The sequence below is a fragment of the Nesterenkonia aethiopica genome (genome assembly GCF_039534665.1).
Taxonomy (GTDB): domain Bacteria; phylum Actinomycetota; class Actinomycetes; order Actinomycetales; family Micrococcaceae; genus Nesterenkonia; species Nesterenkonia aethiopica.
Window position 1 is genome coordinate 109,408 of sequence record NZ_BAAAVT010000006.1, and the last position, 15,712, is coordinate 125,119.

14 protein-coding genes are annotated in these 15,712 nt (G+C 71.2%); 6 read left to right on the top strand and 8 right to left on the bottom strand.

The window, feature by feature from the left end; genetic code table 11:
• Nucleotides 1-264: 264 nt before the first annotated feature.
• Nucleotides 265-582 (top strand): pyridoxamine 5'-phosphate oxidase family protein, encoded by a 318-nt coding sequence (locus tag ABD658_RS05805; protein ID WP_344744098.1) that lies wholly within the window; start codon nt 265-267, stop codon nt 580-582.
• Complete coding sequence (locus ABD658_RS05810; RefSeq protein ID WP_344744066.1) at nt 479-718, top strand: pyridoxamine 5'-phosphate oxidase family protein; 240 nt, start codon at nt 479-481, stop codon at nt 716-718. Before ABD658_RS05805 ends, ABD658_RS05810 begins: the two co-directional genes overlap by 104 nt.
• A 50-nt stretch (nt 719-768) precedes the next feature.
• On the opposite strand, the gene ABD658_RS05815 is transcribed toward ABD658_RS05810, so the two are convergent.
• The 4 genes from ABD658_RS05815 to ABD658_RS05830 form a co-directional block, all read right to left on the bottom strand.
• Entirely contained in the window at nt 769-1,875 is a 1,107-nt protein-coding gene (locus ABD658_RS05815) for a VIT1/CCC1 transporter family protein (RefSeq protein ID WP_344682074.1), read from the bottom strand.
• A gap of 100 nt (nt 1,876-1,975) precedes the next feature.
• Nucleotides 1,976-2,515: an ester cyclase gene (locus ABD658_RS05820; RefSeq protein ID WP_344682072.1), complete on the bottom strand. Its 540-nt coding sequence runs from the start codon at nt 2,513-2,515 to the stop codon at nt 1,976-1,978.
• Between the two features lie 122 nt (nt 2,516-2,637).
• Nucleotides 2,638-3,246, bottom strand: a complete 609-nt coding sequence (locus ABD658_RS05825) for a TetR/AcrR family transcriptional regulator (RefSeq protein WP_344682070.1) — start codon at nt 3,244-3,246, stop codon at nt 2,638-2,640.
• 53 nt (nt 3,247-3,299) lie between these two features.
• Nucleotides 3,300-4,211: an inositol monophosphatase family protein gene (locus tag ABD658_RS05830; protein WP_344682068.1), complete on the bottom strand. Its 912-nt coding sequence runs from the start codon at nt 4,209-4,211 to the stop codon at nt 3,300-3,302.
• 169 nt (nt 4,212-4,380) lie between these two features.
• On the opposite strand from ABD658_RS05830, the gene ABD658_RS05835 reads away from it, so the two are divergent.
• Together ABD658_RS05835 and ABD658_RS05840 are read left to right on the top strand one after the other, a co-directional pair.
• On the top strand, nt 4,381-5,802 hold the full coding sequence (locus ABD658_RS05835; RefSeq protein WP_237089898.1) for an MFS transporter: 1,422 nt from the start codon (nt 4,381-4,383) through the stop codon (nt 5,800-5,802).
• Between the two features lie 157 nt (nt 5,803-5,959).
• Nucleotides 5,960-7,084 (top strand): App1 family protein phosphatidate phosphatase, encoded by a 1,125-nt coding sequence (locus tag ABD658_RS05840; protein ID WP_344682064.1) that lies wholly within the window; start codon nt 5,960-5,962, stop codon nt 7,082-7,084.
• On the opposite strand, the gene ABD658_RS05845 is transcribed toward ABD658_RS05840, so the two are convergent.
• Both ABD658_RS05845 and ABD658_RS05850 read right to left on the bottom strand, forming a co-directional pair.
• Entirely contained in the window at nt 7,085-10,420 is a 3,336-nt protein-coding gene (locus tag ABD658_RS05845; protein WP_344682061.1) for a S41 family peptidase, read from the bottom strand. It abuts the gene before it with no gap.
• Between the two features lie 52 nt (nt 10,421-10,472).
• Nucleotides 10,473-11,666 carry a glycosyltransferase family 4 protein gene (locus ABD658_RS05850; RefSeq protein ID WP_311024615.1) on the bottom strand — a complete coding sequence of 398 codons (1,194 nt, stop codon included), beginning with the start codon at nt 11,664-11,666 and terminating at the stop codon, nt 10,473-10,475.
• A 201-nt stretch (nt 11,667-11,867) separates the two neighbouring features.
• On the opposite strand from ABD658_RS05850, the gene ABD658_RS05855 reads away from it, so the two are divergent.
• Both ABD658_RS05855 and ABD658_RS05860 read left to right on the top strand, forming a co-directional pair.
• Nucleotides 11,868-12,629 carry a sulfite exporter TauE/SafE family protein gene (locus ABD658_RS05855; RefSeq protein ID WP_344682057.1) on the top strand — a complete coding sequence of 254 codons (762 nt, stop codon included), beginning with the start codon at nt 11,868-11,870 and terminating at the stop codon, nt 12,627-12,629.
• A 64-nt stretch (nt 12,630-12,693) separates the two neighbouring features.
• On the top strand, nt 12,694-14,100 hold the full coding sequence (locus tag ABD658_RS05860; RefSeq protein WP_344682055.1) for a cell division protein PerM: 1,407 nt from the start codon (nt 12,694-12,696) through the stop codon (nt 14,098-14,100).
• A gap of 100 nt (nt 14,101-14,200) precedes the next feature.
• On the opposite strand, the gene ABD658_RS05865 is transcribed toward ABD658_RS05860, so the two are convergent.
• Together ABD658_RS05865 and purN are read right to left on the bottom strand one after the other, a co-directional pair.
• Nucleotides 14,201-15,100 carry a DUF4031 domain-containing protein gene (locus tag ABD658_RS05865; protein WP_344682053.1) on the bottom strand — a complete coding sequence of 300 codons (900 nt, stop codon included), beginning with the start codon at nt 15,098-15,100 and terminating at the stop codon, nt 14,201-14,203.
• 10 nt (nt 15,101-15,110) lie between these two features.
• Nucleotides 15,111-15,695 (bottom strand): phosphoribosylglycinamide formyltransferase, encoded by a 585-nt coding sequence (purN, locus tag ABD658_RS05870; RefSeq protein ID WP_344682051.1) that lies wholly within the window; start codon nt 15,693-15,695, stop codon nt 15,111-15,113.
• Between the last annotated feature and the right edge of the window lie 17 nt (nt 15,696-15,712).

The window sequence follows — 15,712 nt, forward strand, 5'->3', positions numbered from 1 at the left end:
TCATCGGCAGCGTGATCGGTGGGCATGGCCTCATGCTGATCCTGCGCGGCATCGGGGCGTCAAGAGTCGCGGGCCGACGGTGAGGACGCAGGTGGTGGTGCCGTCCCCCGAGGGGTCGGCCACTCGGGTGAGCAGTCAGCCTGACGGCGCAGCATGGAGGCGCGTTCGACGTGTGTTCTACGAGATGTAGAAGAACGGTGGGAGGCGGAGTAGACTGCGAGCCCCGCGCACCTCCTGCGCGGCGGGAGAGAGGACCATCCCATGATGTTCGATCATCCCGAAGACACTCCGATCCTCACCCTCTCCTCTGACGAGAGCTGGCAGCTCCTCGAGGGGGTGCGGCACGGTCGGCTCGTCACCGTGGTGGCGGGCCGGGTCGACATCTTCCCGGTCAACGTCGTCGCCGACGACCGCACCCTGGTGTTCCGCACGGGGGGAGGGGTCCAAGCTGGCAGAGGCCACCATCAACGACGACGTCGTGTTCGAAGCCGATGGCATCCACGACGAGGAGGCATGGTCTGTGGTGGTGCGCGGTTCCGCCCGGGAGCTGCGCACCGATGCAGAGCTGACCGCAGCGCGTGAGCTGGACCTGCACCCGTGGACCCCCACGCCGAAGGAACACTTCGTGCGGATCGCTCCCACGGAGATCAGCGGTCGGCACTTTCGGCTCGGGGAGCAGCCCGAACAGCAGCTCGGCGACGGCACAGGGGCTGCCTGAACCGGTTGAAGCAGAAGGTTCGCCCGGCTGCGGCAGGAGCGCTCAGGCCATCAGTCGAGCACGACGCCGAACGCTGACCCCAGCGCGTAGGTGATGGCCGCAGCTCCCATGCCGATGCCCAGCTGGCGCAGCCCCCGCAGCAGCGGGGAGGCGCCGGAGAGTAGGCCCACGATCGCACCGGTGCACAGCAGCGCCACCCCCACCAGGGAGAGGGAGAGCACGACGGCGGAGAGCCCGGCCATGCCGAACAGATAGGGCAGCACCGGGATCAGTGCCCCGGCGGCGAAGCAGCCGAAGCTGGAGAATGCGGCCGTCCAGGCGCTGCCGACCACGTCATGGTCGTCCTGGTCGCCCTCCTCCACGGGCTGCCAGGACTTCGACGGGTTGCAGTCGCAGTCGAAGACTCCCAGGCGTTCCATAGCGCGGTGTTCGGCGTCCTCCCGGCTGAGTCCTCGAGCCCGGTACACCAGCACCAGCTCGTTCTGATCGAAGTCCAGATCCGGGGCGGCCTTCAGGGTGACCTGAGTGGGGCGGGTGGCGGCCAGCAGCTCCCGCTGGCTGCGTACCGATACGTACTCCCCGGCGGCCATGGACAGTGCCCCGGCGAGGAGTCCGGCGATGCCGGTGGCCAGGATAATCGAGGCCCCCACGCCGGTGCCGCCCATGCCCATGATGAGAGCCAGGTTGGAGACCAGGCCGTCATTGGCGCCGAACACGGCCGCGCGGAACCCACCGGAGAGCTTCTCCCGGCCCCGAGTGGCCAGCCCTCGGACGACCTCCTCGTGGATGGCCTCGTCGGCCGCCATGCCGGCGGTCGCATCCGAGTCCTTCGCGTAGGGGGAGTCAGATTCGGCTCGCTGGGCCAGGGCAAGGATGAACACGGAGCCGAAGATCCGCGCCATCCAGCCCAGCAGCACCCGGTGGGCCGAGGGGGAGGGCAGCTTCTCAGCCTGGGGGCCCAGCAGCTGCCGCCAGTGGTCGGCATGCCGTTGCTCCGCCTCGGCGAGCCCCAGCAGGATCAGGCGTTCCTCGCCCTGCTTGCGTTCGGCGAGGTCCGCGTAGAGCTTCCCCTCGGCGATCTCGTCGGCCAGGTAGCGCCGCCATCGGCGGGTCTGTCGGCTGGTGGGCGCGGGCGGGGCGCCGTCGTCGGTGGTCACACCACCATTGTTCCCAGCTTGAGCACGCGCCGACAGTGGGTCGGACACTGTGACGATTCTTCGGGATCCCTAAATCTCCCCGGTTCGCGCCGGCCTGCTCTCACCGCAGGAGTCGGCTGAGAGCCATTCCGGCCGCCGCCCCGCCCAGCAGTCCTCCGGCCAGGGCGAACCATGTTCGGTGCCCGGCCAGCCACATGGAGATCAGCCGGGTGGAGGAGATGCCGCCGATCTGTGTGAGCAGGGTCATCAGGTCCGAGCAGATCCACTCCTCAGCGATCCTGCCGTTCTCCACGCGGTAGATCTCATGGCTGAGGTAGTCGATGCGCTTGCCGGTGGGCTGGATCCCGAGGAACTCCCCGCGATGGGTCCCTGTGAATCTCACGCGCATCGCGACGAGGTCACCCTCGGCGAAGATGTCCTGGATGTGGACTCTCAGGTCTGGAAAGGCGGAGAACATCATCTGGATGTTCCTCCTCCATGCGGGAATGCCTCGCTTCTGCGTGGGCATGCCGGCGATGTTGATGCGGAAGTCGTCGACCATCATGTCCACGACGGCGTCGAAGTCCTGTCGTTCCAGCGCGTCGAAGGCGGCGCGCAGCAGCGGGACGGGCTCGATGGTGGTGGGTCGTGATGTGGTCATGGGGTGCTCCCCTCTCCGAGGCAACATCTTGTACATTGCATCTGCATTGAATTCTAGATGCAATGCAGATGCAATGTAAAACAGGGGTGTCGACGAGTGGCGACAGCGGCCAGACAGCTGCCTCAGGCCAGGACGGCCGCGATATGGAGGCGGAGGATGCTCTCGGCATCGTCAACGTCGAGGCCGGAGCTGAGCACCTGGATCGCCAGGCCGTCGGTGAGGGCCAACAGAGCGGCTGCGGCGGAGTGGGCATCGCTCTCGGACTCTGCGGTCGCCGCAGGGCCGGACGCATCCCGAGCGCTCCGAATCCAGTCGGCCAGGAGCATGCGCATGCCGTCGTTGCCCTCTCGCAGATACTCAGCGGCGGAGGAGTCGAGCGAGGCATGAGACATGAAGGCCAGCGCCACCCGGCCGTCCGCCCGTTCCTGCTCTGACCGGGGGAGAAGCGCGGTGAGGACGGCTTCCAGGGCGGCGGCGGGCTCCGGGGCCTCGCCGAGGGTGGAGAGCGCCTTCTGCATCCGCTCCCCGTACTGAGCGCTGGCGGAGCGCATGGCGAAGTCCAGCATGGCCTCCTTGGTGGGGAAGTAGTGCTGGACCATGCCGCCGGTGACTCCCGCTTCCGCGGCGACGCTGCGGAGGCTCACCGCTCCGAGGCCGTGGTCGGCCACCACTCGTCTCACGGCGTGTGCCAGCAGCTCCCGGCGCTGGTGGTGGTCGACCTTCTTCGGCATGGTGACATCGTGCCACAGGGCTCCCGCCGAACTTGCCGGACAGCGCGGCGTGCTCAGTCCCCGCGGCGGGCCGCCACGCCCGCCAGGAGGCGCCGGGCGGTGGGGGAGTCCACGCCGGGGGCGAGGCCCAGATAGTGCGGCGCCAGGTGATCTGAGGTGCCGCCGTCGCCGGAGGCGTCGTCGGCCCCGTCGGGCAGTCCCACGTAGGTGCCGCCGGCGCGGCGGAGGATGTGCATCCCCGCCGCCACGTCCCAGGGGCAGGTGTCCACGCCGAGGACGACGTCGGCCCAGCCGGCGGCCGCATGGCAGAGCTCCAATGCCCCGGACACCAGCCGGCGCACCGTCGCGAAGGTCGTCACCGCTTCGGCGAAGGTCACCAGGGCCGCCTGGCCGTCACGCTGCAGCGCCTCGGCGGAGGGGTAGCTGGTCACCAGGTTCAGCCGACGGTCGTCGGGGCCGAGAGCGCCCTGGGTGCTCTGCCGGCCGGTGAGGGCGCGTTCGACGCCGGCCGGGCCGCCCTCACGCAGCCAGGTGCTGTCGTCGTCGGCGGAGAAGGTCAGCTGATTGACCGGATCATGGACCACTCCGGCGACCACGACGCCGTCGACGGCCGCTGCGATGGACACGGAGAACATCGCGAATCCATGGGCGAAGTTCGAGGTGCCGTCGATCGGGTCCACGATCCACTCCACCGCGCCGGAGCCCTGGGAGCCGCCCTCCTCGCCGGTGATCCGCGAATCCGGCACGGCTGCTGTCAGCAGCTCCACCAGCCGGACCTCCGTGGCGGAGTCGTAGTGGGTGACGAGGTCGTGGGCGCTGGTCTTCTCCTGGGTCTCCACGGCCGTGCGGAAGGCCGCGGCCAGGGCCGGGCCGACGTCGTCGGCGGCGCGCATCGCCGCATGGCGCAGCAGTGCGGGGGAGGGGGGTTCGGTGGACGGCGCCTGCGGGGCGCGAGTGTCTGTCACGGGACCAGCGTAGCGGGGTGTCGGCTCGGCGGCGGGGCTGATCCCCGTGCTCGCGCGTGCGCTCCCATTGGCGCTTCCGCCCCGCGGCGACTAAGCTCGTTGACGGATGCAACTAAAGTCAGCGAGTTCCCGTCCCCGACGGCGCCCGCCGCAGACCACGCCAGAGGGCATGTCGCGGCGCGATGTCGGCTGGGCGATCGCGGGGATCCTGATCGTGTTCTTCGCCGCGATGCTGGCGATGAACATCGTGGTCACGGCGCTGCCGGTGATCGTCGGGGACCTCGACGGCACCCAGATCCAGTACAGCTGGGTGGTCGCCGCGACCCTGCTGGCCAACGCCTCCTCCACCCCGGTGTGGGGGAAGCTCGCCGACATGGTCTCCAAGAAGCGGCTCTTCCAGCTGAGCAACATCATCTTCGTGCTCAGCTCGCTGGCCGCAGGGTTCGCCGTCTCTATGGAGATGCTCATCGCGGCACGCTTCGTCCAGGGCATCGGTCTCGGCGGCCTCGGAGCGCTCGCCATGGCCATCATGGCCTCGATCGTCTCGCCGCGGGAGCGGGGCCGCTACGCCGGATACATCGGTGCGGTGCTCACCACCGCCACGGCGGCAGGGCCGCTCATCGGCGGCCTGACCGTGGACACCATCGGCTGGCGCTGGTGCTTCTTCGTCGGCGTCCCGCTCTCCCTGGTGGCCCTGGTGCTGGTGCACCGGACGCTGAAGCTGCCCCATGTGCGCCGGAAGGTGCGCATGGACTACGTCGGGGCGCTGCTTCTGGTCACTGCGTCCTCGCTGCTGCTGATGTGGCTCTCCTTCGCCGGGACCCCGGAGTTCTTCGACTGGGTGTCCTGGGAGTCCGGGCTGCTGCTGGCCGGCGTCGCGGTCATTCTCACGGCCTTCGTCCTGGTGGAGCGGCGCAGCGGCGAACCCGTGGTGGCCCTGCGCATGCTCATCAGCCGCACCACGCTGCTGGCGGTGATCTCCTCGGCCTCCATTGCGGTGTGCCTGTTCGGCATGCCGGCCTTCCTGGGGCAGTACTTCCAGATCGGCCGCGGGCTGAGCCCCACCGCCTCCGGGATGATGATCCTGCCCCTGGTGGTCGGCAACCTCATCGGCTCGCTGACCTCCGGGCGACTCATCACTCGCTACGGGCGCTGGAAGATCTACCTCGTCATCGGCTCGCTGCTGCTCTCCTCGGCCATGTTCGGGCTCTCCACGGTGGACTCGCACACCGACCTGCGCCTCGTCATGGGGATCATCTTCATCGTCGGGCTGGGCTTCGGGGCGCAGATGCAGAACCTCATGCTGGCGGTGCAGAACACCGTGGCGGTCACCCGTGTCGGTCAGGCCAGCGCCCTGGTGGCGTTCTTCCGAGTCTTCGGCGGCGCCGCCGGGACCGCCATCCTGGGCTCGGTGATGGCACTGCAGGTGGCCGGCATCTCGGTGGGGCAGGTCAACGGGGCGGCGGGCACCGCCACCCCTGAGTTCGCCGACGGGTCCGGGACGATGTTCCTCGTGGCCGCCTGTATGACCCTGCCGGCCGTGGTCGCGAACCTGCTGATCCGCGAGACGCCGCTGCGGACCACCATCTGAGGAGGAGGGGCCGCCAGTGCACCGCGCTGGTCGGGCAGGGCTGCCTGCAGCGCCCGGGGCGTGGTGGACGGAGCGCTGTGCCGGGGAGGGGTGGGCCTCCTGCGGCACTGGTGCGCGTTGGTTCGGGGGCCCGCGCCGACCATGGCAGGATGGGAGTGTGACCGAGGTGGCCCAGAACGACGATGCCGTGCGCCGTCAATACTCCGACCCGCACCGGAACCCGGCCATGAAGGCCGAGGACCGGTGGCATCGGTTCCGCCTCCGGATGGCCCAGCGCCGTCGGCAGCACGTCACGGTCCTCTCCCTGACCGGGTACGGCACCCAGCGCTGGGTGCGGGTCTTCTCGCGCGTCGTGATGGCCCCGGACTCGCACTTCGAGAACGGCCGCCGCGTGGCCAAGGTGATCGCCGACGGCGTGCGCGGCTGGCGGAACTTCATCTCCGCCCCGGTGCCCTTCGCCGAGGTCAGCATCACCGTGGGAGGTCAGACGGTCGACGTCGTCGCCGACCGGGGCGGGATCGTCGACGCCGTCATCGACGTCGACCTCGAGCCCGGCTGGCAGCCTGTCACGCTGCGGGCCAATGGCGCCCAGCCCACCCGCGCCGAGGTGCAGATCATCGCCGAGACCGCCCGCACCGGGGTGGTGTGCGACATCGACGACACCGTAGTGGTCACCAAACTGCCCCGTCCGGTGCTCGCCGCCTGGAACTCCTTCGTGCTCGATGAGCACGCACGCACCCCGACCCCCGGCATGGCGGTGATGATGGAGCGGCTGCTCCACCGGCACCCGGGGGCGCCGGTCATCTACATCTCCACCGGTGCCTGGAACGTCGCCCAGACGCTCACCCGGTTCCTCACCCGCAATCTGTACCCGCACGGGCCGCTGCTGCTCACCGACTGGGGCCCCACCGAGGACCGCTGGTTCCGGTCCGGCAAGCAGCACAAGGAGGAGCAGCTCGAGCGCCTCGCCCAGGACTTCCCCGACGTCTCCTGGGTCCTGATCGGCGACGACGGCCAGCACGACCCCACCATCTACGCCGACTTCGCCCGTCGCCACCCGCAGGCGGTCACCGCGGTGATCATCCGGCAGCTCACCTACTCGGAGGCTCTGCTGGCCGGTGGACGCGCCAACGACCCGGACAGTGAGACGCTGCTCGGGGCCGGCGGAACCCACCCGCCGACCGGCTACCAGGAGGTGGAGGGGCGCAGCATCCCGTGGATCTACGGCCCTGACGGCAAGGACATCGTCGCCAAGCTGCAGGCCCACGGGCTGATGGACTGATCAGCCCCGGTTCTTCGGTGCTCCCAGCGACGGCGGGGTCGCGGCCGGGGTCTGCCGCAGCCGCTCCAACGCCTCGGCCACCGCACGGTCCAGCTGCGGATCGTCCTCGGAGAACCAGACGCTCGGGTCGTGGACGACTTCGATGTCCGGGTCCACGCCGTGGTTCTCCACGCCCCAGCCGTAGCCGTCGATCCAGAACGAGTACTTCGGCTGGGTGACCGTGGTGCCGTCCACCAGGGTGAACCGGCCGTCGATCCCGATCACCCCGCCCCAGGTGCGCTCGCCGATCACCGGACCGAGGTCCATGGCCTGGGCGGCGGCGTTGACGATGTCTCCGTCGGAGCCCGACCATCGGTTGGCCACGAACACCACGGGGCCGCGCGGCGCCGAGGACGGGTAGGGCTCCACGCCGGTCTCCCAGCGGGCGGTGGCCCAGGCCACCAGCTGTTTGGAGAGCCGCTGCAGGACCATCTGCGAGGTGTGGCCGCCGCGGTTGTAGCGCACATCCACCACGATGCCCTCATGCTCCGCGGCCAGACGCAGGTCCCGGTGCAGCTGCGCCCACCCGGGGGAGGACATGTCCGGCACATGCACATAGCCCAGCCGCCCCTGGGACGCCTGCGCCACATACTCCCGGCGGGAGCGCACCCAGTCCTGGTAGCGCAGCTCCTCCTCGCTGGCCAGCGGCACGACGACGACGCGGCGGGTCTCCCCGTCGGCGGCTCCGGCCGCACCGTCCTCGCCCGAGCCGCGTCGCAGGTCCAGCAGCACCGGCTTGCCCGCGGCCCCGGCCAGCTGCGCGTTCGGCCCGGCCACCGGGTCCACCGGGCGGCCGTCCACCGCGGTGATCAGGTCCCCTTCGCGGGCGTCCACGCCGGGGGCGCGCAGCGGGCAGCGCGCCTCGGGCTCGCTGGACTCCGAGGGCAGGATGCGGGTGATTCGCCAGCCCTGCGCTCCGGCGGGCTCGAGGTCCGCCCCCAGCAGTCCCAGCTTCCGTGCGGAGCCGGGGGCGTCGCCCTCGGCCGGCATCACATAGGCGTGGGAGGTGTTCAGCTCTCCCACGGTCTCCCAGAGGACGTCGTGCAGGTCGTCGTCCGTGCGGACCTTCGCCACCACGGGGCGCCAGCGGTCCACCACGGCATCCCAGTCGACGCCGTCCATGTCCTCGCGCCAGAACTGCTGACTCATCAGCCGGCAGGTCTCCTCGAACATCTGGGCCCATTCGGCGGAGCGGTCCACGGTGAGCCGCAGTCGCTCCAGGTCGACGGTGACGCTCTCGGCGTCGTCGTCCTTCTCCACCTTCCGGGTGGACGGCACCGCGGTCACCTTCTCCCCGGCGCGGACCACCAGCCGGGATCCGTCGCCGGAGACCGCATAGGAGTCCACCTTGTCCACCAGGGTGGTGGCCTTCCGGGCGGCGACGTCCCACCGGATCAGCTCGTCCCCGGCGGCCTCCCCGGAGACCCCGGCCCGCCGGGTGCCCAGCTCGCCGGTCTCCTGGGCTGATCTGATCCACAGCACGCCGCCTTGGGCTGTCCGCAGGTCGCGGTATGAGGCTGACGGCACGGGGAACGGCACGATGCGCTGTTCGGCGTGCTCGGCGTCCAGATCCGGGCTGGCCGGGGCGTCCGTGCCGCCGGTGCCCGCCGTGGCTGAGTCTGCGGCGTCGCCGGTGCGTCCTCCGGAGACCGGCCAGCCCTCAGCGCTGGGGCCGAACGGCGCCGGCTCCGCGGCCGAGAGCGGCAGCAGCCAGGGCCGCACCGACCCGGCGAAGGACAGGTTGAACTCGTGGTCGTCATAGTGCGGATCCAGCGTCCGGGTGGACAGGAACGCGATGTGCTTCCCGTCCGCGGTGAACGCCGGGGAGGAGTCATGGAAGACCCCTCCGGTCAGGGCCACCGGCTCGGACTCTCGGGACGTGTCAAGCACCATCAGCTGATGGACCTGCGACTCCACCACCGTCGGGGACGTCCACAGCAGGTAGCGGCCGTCCGGGGAGAATGACGGCGAAAGCATCTCCCCGTGCTCGGAGCGGTGGATCTGCCGCACCTGCGGCGAGGCGTCGCCTGCCGCGCCGTCCCCGCCCCAGGTGACCAGCCGCAGCGAACCGTCATGGGAGATCACGGCCAGGCGCTCGCCGGCCGGGTCCGAGGCCAGGTGGAGCACTCGCCCCAACTGCCCGCCCAGCACCCGCCGGGGCTCGCCGTCGCCGTCGATCGGGATGATCTCCAGTGCATCCTCGCCCTCGGCATCGGTGGCCACAGCCACCCGCCCGGTGCGGCCCAGCAGCACCGGCTCCCGCGTGCGCACACCGGAGACGGCGGCCAGCGCGCGGGCCGGGCCCTCCCGGTGGGTGAGCCAGAACGTCGCGCCCCGCCAGGAGACCACCGAGGCGTCGCCGGTGTGGTCCGGGACGACGGTGTCGAGATTCTGCGTCGGTGACACGGTCAGCGGCGCAGCGGAGGCACCCGGCAGGGTGACCTCCAGGCGGCGCGGCTCGGCGTCGAGGGCGTCGAGCACATGGATCTCCCCACGCGAGTGCCAGGTGATGCGGGTGCCGTCGGTCGTCGCGTCGCGGACGAAGCCGGCGCCCTCGCCCTGGAAGGTCAGTTGCCGGGGATCAGCCTCGCCGGTGGGGGCGTCGTCGTAGATCCACAGGTTGGCCTGCTCCCGGGTGCGGTCCGGGAACGACGCCGCCCGGTCCGAGGAGAACACGAGCTTCCCGTCCACCCACATCGGGTCCAGCAGGCCCGCGTCATCGGCGGGCAGGAGGCGCTGCCAGTCGCCGGCGGTCCCCGGGCCGTCGGCGCCCTCGGTGCCGAGCCACAGCATCCCGGCGACTCCTCCGCGGTACCGCTTCCAGTGCCCGGCCGGGCGGGTGGGTGGAGTCGCCAGCGCCACCGCACCGGTGGAGCTGATCGCCAGCCCGCCGGCGGAGCCGTAGCTCAGCCGTTCGGTGCCGCCGTCGAGGGAGACCGCGTGGACCACCTGCTCGCGGATGCTCGCCTCCACGGCGTGCGTGGCCACCAGCAGTCGGCCGTCCGGGGCCCAGCCGAGGACGGTCGCCTTGGAGGCGCCCCACCAGGTGAGCCGCCGGACCTCACCGGAGTCGATCGTGGCGGCGTACACCTCGGGGTGCCCGTCGCGGGTGGAGATGAACGCCACCTGAGTGCCGTCGGGGGAGAGGCGCGGGGTGCGCACCGGTGTGCCGTCGCGGGTGAGCCGCCAGGCCCGGCCGCCGTCCGCGGGGGCGAGCCAGACGTCGTCGGCGGCCGTGAACGTGATGAGGTCACCCTGCAGGTGGGGGTGCCGCAGATATGGAGTGATGGAGGTCATGACTCCACCCTAGGGAGGTTGCCTCAGGCAAGCATCAGCTCCGGATCGGCTGTCAGCGTAATCCTCCCGCGAGCCACGCCTGCTGCCGGATGAAATCCTTGGCCTGCTGGCGCTGGAGGCGCTCGGTGACGTCGATCGCTCGGGCATAGTGGCCGATCAGCTGATTGCAGATCGCCTCCCACGTGCGGCCCTGCACCGAGGCGGCCGCGTCCCGGGCGAACCGGGCGCGGGCGTCGTCGTCGGACACCAGGTGCGCGACCGCCGAACGCATACGGGCCAGATCCCCGGGGCGGTAAAGCCACCCGGTGCGGCCCTCGTCCACCAGGTCCAACGGGCCGCCCCGCCCGACGGCGACCACCGGCACGGCGGCGGCCATCGCCTCCTGGATGGTCTGGCAGAAGGTCTCCGCCTCACCCGGGTGGACGAAGACGTCCAGGCTGGCCACGTGCCGGCCGAGGTCGTCGCCGCTGCGGAACCCGGCGAAGTGGGCGCCCGGCAGGCGGCGGCGCAGCTGCTCCTCCGCCGGCCCGGAGCCGATGATCACCAGCCGACTGTCCGGCAGGCTGTTCAGCGCGGCCAGGTCCTCCACCTGCTTCTCCGCGGCCAGCCGGCCGACGAAACCGATCAGCCTCTGCCCGCCCGGGGCCAGCTCATGGCGCAGCGTCTCGTCCCGGCGCGCAGGGGAGAAGCGCCGGAGGTCGACGCCGCGCCGCCAGGTCTTCAGCCGCCGGATGCCCCGGCGGCTCAGCTGGTCCTTGCAGAAGCGGGACGGCACCAGGGTCAGGGTGGAGGAGGTGTGCATGCGGTCCACGTGCTGCCACAGCAGCTCCTCCGCCCAGGGCAGGCGGTAGCGGGACGCATAGGTGGGCACCTCGGTCTGGTAGACGGAGACGGTCGGCAGGCCCAGCGACCGGGCCGCCTGGATGGCCCGCCAGCCCAGCACGAACGGAGAGGCCACGTGGACGACGTCGGGCCGGAGCTCCGCCAGCAGGTGCCGGATGCGCGGCACGAAGCCTGCCGCCACCCGCACCTTCGGGTAGTCCGGGAATGGCAGGGAGGGCACCCGCACCACCGGGAAGCCCTCGCACAGCTCGGCGTCCTGCCCGGCGTCCAGCAGGGAGGAGGACGGGGCGATCACCGTCACCTCGTCTCCGCGCCGGCGCAGGTGGGCGAGCACATGCAGCACGGAGTTCGTCACCCCGTTCATGTGCGGGAGGAATGATTCTGCGACCACCACGACCTTCACGGCACCAGCGTGGCGGCTGAAGGTGCCCTGGCGCCGTCGTGGTCATGGAGGCCAGGTGAACCCCCGAAGAACCCTGCCGGAGCGGGTCATCCGCGGGGTGAGACGGCAGTCACTGCATTCTGCAGGACTGTGGACCGCGGCGTAGAGTCTGCTGGTGGTCCTGGCAGCCGCGCGCGCGGCTGAGCGGAGGGGAGGAACAGCATGGGCATCGCGATGGCCGTCGGCGTGGTGGCGTTCGTGCTGCTGGCCGCCACCATCCAGCGGATCGCCGGGCTCGGGTTCGGCATGATCCTGGCGCCGTTCCTCGTGGTGCTCATCGGTGCCCACGAGGGCGTCATGCTGGTCAACTTCCTCTCCATCATCGCCCCGGTGCTGGTGCTGCCGCGCATCTGGGACGACATCGAATGGCGCAAGGTCCTGTGGCTGGGCATCCCTGCGGTGCTGGTGATGCCGGCCGCCGCCTGGGTGTCCGTCGTCTCCCCGGCGGGCCCGCTGTACGTGGTGGTGGCCGCCCTGGTGCTCTTCGGGCTGATCACCTCCATGCTGCTGAGCCGGATCAGCTCCGCCGTCGACGGCGACGGCCGCACAGCCCAGATCCTCACCGGCCTCGGCTCCGGAGTGGGCACTGTGCTCGGCGGGGTCGGGGGACCGGCGATGACCATCTACGCGGTGGTCTCCCGGTGGCCCGTGATGCGCATGGTCGCCACCCTGCAGCCGCTGTGGATCCTCATCTCCGCCTTCTCCTTCGGCATCAAATGGGCCTTCGACGACGGTCAGATGCCGGACATGCCCTGGTGGGCCTGGGCCGGGTGCGTTGTCTCCATCGTGCTGGGCATCTGGGTCGGCGAGTGGATCCAGCGCCGGGTGGACGACGCCACCGTCCGGAAGTTCGTGATCGCGCTGGCTATCCTGGGATCCCTGCTGGCGCTGGGCACCGGCATCCGGCTGCTGGTCGGAACCTGAGAGTTCCGTGGACGCCGGTCTGTTGCGGCGCTGATCCGTGCCCCCGGCTGGCACGATGGACCCGATGACGCCCTCCGAGACTGACACCCGCACTCCCGGTGACCCCGGAAGCGCCGACGACGGCGGCGACCGCCCCCGCCGCAGGTTCCGCCTGCCCGCTCCGCCCCTGTGGCTGCTGGGCCTGCTGGAAGCCGTGCAGGCGCTGCTGGCCACCGCGCTGCTGGTGGCGCTGCCGGTGCTCGCCGTGGGGCTGGCCGGAGGATTCACCCGGATCGACCTGGAGTTCGTGGCGAGGTTCTCCGCCCAGGTGTGGCTCATCCTGCATGGAACCCCAGCGGAGCTCGCGGTGCCGGTGCCCGGGGATGTGCTCGGCGAGGGCGTGACGCTGGCGGAGGGCTGGCTCCACCTGCTGCCCATGGGACTGACTCTGGTGCCCCTGGCCTTAGGGTGGCGGGCCGGAGGGCGGCTGGCCCGCGGCGCCTGGTCCGATCAGCTCTGGCAGGGCCTGCTCGCCCTCGTGGTGGTCTACGCGGGCGTCGGCGTCGGGATCGCGCACCTGGGGCAGGCGGAGGGCTTCACCGCACAGTTGCACTGGGCGGCGCTGTGCGCCGCCGGGGTCATGGCGGTCGGGGCGCTGGCCGGCAGCTACGCGGAGGCCCGCTCGTGGGCCCGGCTCATCGGAGTGGATCTGGAGGACCGGGTGGAGCGGCTCTCCCAGCGGCTGAAATGGGCGGGCAGCTACCTGTGGGGCGTGCTGCGCGGCGGGCTGATCGCCGTCGTCGCCGCCGTCGGGCTCTCTGCCGTGCTGCTGGCCGTGCAGCTGGGGTCCTCCTGGATGGAGATCGCCAACACCTACCAGCAGCTGGACCCCGGAGTGTGGGGAGTGATCGGCCTGACGCTGCTGCACCTGGGGCTGCTGCCCAACATGGTGCTGTGGACGCTGTCCTACACCACAGGGGCCGGGTTCGCGCTGGGCACCGGCACCACGGTGGCCCCGCAGGCGGTGGAGCTCGGACCGGTCCCGGCCCTGCCAGTGCTCGGCGCGCTGCCGAGCGGCGCCGGGGAGGGCTTCCTCGCGGTGCTGGCCGTGCCGCTGCTGGCCGGGATCATCGCCGGCTGGTGGCTCATGCGGGAGGGGGAGAACCACCTGGACGACTGGTTCGCGCTGCGCATCTCGTGGCGTCCGATCTCCCTGACGCTCTCCACCCTGGTCCTCGGGCTGCTCACCGGAGTGGTGGCTGCCGGCGTCGCCGTGCTGCCGCTGTGGCTCTCGCACATCTCCCTGGGCATCGGCCGGCTCACCGACATCGGCCCGCATGCGCTGCTGGCGGCCGGGCTGCTGGGCGCGTGGGTGTGCGTCGGGACGATCCTCGGCTATCTGATCGCCCCGGCGGCGCATTCGGCTCGCCGCCGACGGTCCGCGGAGGACCCTGCGGAGCCGGGGGAGAGCCCGGACGGTACCGAGGAGTGAGGGCCGTGGCGGGACTTCCGCTCTCCGCGCCCCGGGGTGCCGTTCAGCACTTCTCGACGCGGGGTTCCAGGGAGCGGGTGCCGACGCCTGGGGCAGCCGCTCAGGCGGACTGCAGCTCCGCCAGCTCGGCGGTGAGGTTCGCCCGGGCGGCGTTCTCCCAGAGCTGCTGCCCCGTGGGGGTGTGGAACAGGCGGGGCCGTTCCAAGAGGGTGGCCAGTACGCGGGCCCGGCCCTCGCGAAACAGGGGCTCGGGCACGTGGTCGAAGTCTCTGCGCACCTGGGCGGTATAGCGCCGGTAGGCCGCCGGGGCACGCCCCAGCACTTCCAGATCGGCGTCCACCAGGACGGCGCCTGCGGCATCCCCGGGCTCTGGGGCATGGGTGGCGGTCAGGCGCACCAGGCGGGCCACCTCGGTGACCTCCTCGGCGGGGAGCAGGCCAGCCAGTCGCTCCTCCGCCAGTCGGGCGCTGTCCTCCTCGTCCTGGCCCGCGGCCCCGGCGTAGACGGCGTCATGGAACCAGGCGGCCAAGCGGACCGGGCGGCGCCGCTCGGCCGGCAGCTCTCCGGCGCGTTCCAGCACGCCCACGGCGTTGAGCACCGCGGCCAGATGGGCGGGCGAGTGGTAGTGGCGGTGCGGCTCCGCCCAGCGACCCAACAGCTCCTCGCCCAGCACGGCGGCGTCGGATGTGTCCAGCAGTCGCTCCCAGGCGCGCAGCAGCCGGGCACGGACCTTCGTCGGGCGCTCGACGCTGCGCACCCTCAGCCCGCAGGAGGCCAGGATCCTGGCCAGCTCGGTGCCGCTGACTGGTGTGGCGCCGGCGGCGATGAGGTCACGGTGCCGGTGCTCCGGGACGTCGTAGTGGTCCTCGTCGAAGGCCTGGCGCCGGATGCCGGTCCGCGCGGCGAAGGTGTGGAGCTCGTCCAAGGAGGAGTCGGAGATCAGGTGCGCGAACACCGTCCCATGGGCGGGCCACACGGGTGGGTCGATGTAGATGGTCACGAGGCGGCGTTCACGAGCTCGGCAGTCCGATCCGGCCGTCGGCGATCCCGGCGATGGTCTCCACCAGCAGCCGGCGCTCCTCGACCTTGATCCGCTCGTGCAGCGTGTCGACGTCGTCGTCCGGCAGCACCCGCACCGCCTCCTGCGCGAGGATCGGACCGGTGTCCACCCCGGCGTCCACCTGGTGCACAGTGCAGCCGGTGATCTTCACCCCGTGCTCGACGGCGTCACGGACCGCGTGGGCCCCGGGGAAGCTGGGCAGCAGTGCCGGGTGGGTGTTGATGATCGGGACCCCGACTCCGTCGAGGAACTCCGCGCCGAGGATCCGCATGAAACCGCTGGAGACCACCAGGTCCGGGCTGAAGGCTCGGACCTCGTCCCGCAGCCGGGAGTTCCATGCGGCACGATCGCCCCCGCGCGCCAGCGGCACCGCGAAGGTGGAGATCCCGGCCTGCTCGGCCCGTTCCAAGCCGCCGCAGCCGGGGACGTCGGAGCCCACGGCGGCGATCTCCACGGGCAGGGAGCCGGCGGAGACGGCGTCGATGACGGCTTGGAGATTCGTCCCCGAGCCGGAGACCAGAACCACGATGCGCATGGACTCCACCCTACTTC